The organism is Paraburkholderia sp. SIMBA_053, assembly GCF_046534895.1.
Classification (GTDB): domain Bacteria; phylum Pseudomonadota; class Gammaproteobacteria; order Burkholderiales; family Burkholderiaceae; genus Paraburkholderia; species Paraburkholderia caledonica.
This window is the reverse complement of record NZ_JAWRXU010000334.1, coordinates 1-322: the sequence shown is the minus strand read 5'-3', so window position 1 is coordinate 322 and position 322 is coordinate 1. Positions and strand designations below refer to the sequence as shown.

At 59.9% G+C, this 322-nt stretch carries 1 pseudogene; it reads right to left on the bottom strand.

Going from position 1 to position 322, the window contains the following annotated elements:
- A pseudogene (locus SB753_RS35885) lies at positions 1-322 on the bottom strand (acyltransferase); the annotation flags it as partial.

Below are 322 nucleotides of genomic sequence, written 5' to 3'. Positions count from 1 at the left end.
CGATCAGATGCCACGACAGATGCGCGAGCAGCATGGAAAGCGCGAATTGCAGCGTAAGCGCACTCAAGGTGTGGATCAATGCGGGCGCGCGCAGCCACGCGAACCAGGCTGGAGCGAAGCCGAGCTTCGACGGAATGAGGTTGTGAAACAGATAGAAGCCATAGCTGATCGTGCCGAGATAGTCGAGCGGTTTGAGTTCGAGCGCCGACACGACGATGCTGCTCGGGCGGTTCACGATCCACGCGAACAGCACGCACAGTGAGAGCGCAAGGCCGATGTCGATCCACGCGGAACCGGCGGCTGAAAACGGTAAGGCCCAATT